Annotated in this window: 1 protein-coding gene; it reads right to left on the reverse strand. The window is 68.4% G+C overall.

Features of this window, described 5'->3' with window-relative positions; genetic code table 11:
* On the reverse strand, positions 1 to 421 hold a 421-nt coding region (locus HW130_RS35285; protein ID WP_177153835.1), incomplete at both ends, for a hypothetical protein.

Genomic DNA, 421 nt, shown 5'->3' on the forward strand with positions numbered 1-421 from the left:
CGCATCGAAGCCCGAACGCACCACGAAGCGGGGGCGGCTGTCACTGGGTCCCCTTGGCTGCGACGTGCCGGGGAGCTGCGTCTGGAGCGCGCTGTCGGTGTTCCCCTGCGGAAGCCGGGGACGGGCTTCGCCTGTGTCGCTGTCGGCCTGTGCCGAGGTGCCGGCCTGCGCCGGAGAACCGGTCTGGATGCTGTCGCCCTGGTTGTTGAACGCGACGCTGCTGCCCAGGCCCAGGAAGTTGCCCGTGACGTTGTACCAGCTCTTGTCGGCCGGCAGCAGACCCCGCACCGGGCTGTCCTGCGCCAACTGCGCTGCGAACTGCGCCTTGTAGGCGTTGTAGACCTTGGCCGTGTACCGCGGTTCCCACGCCGCATCCTTACGCCGGTCGTTGGTCAGCGCGATCGTGGCCAGATCCATGAGA

It is taken from the genome of Streptomyces sp. PKU-EA00015 (assembly GCF_013387495.1).
Lineage (GTDB): Bacteria > Actinomycetota > Actinomycetes > Streptomycetales > Streptomycetaceae > Streptomyces.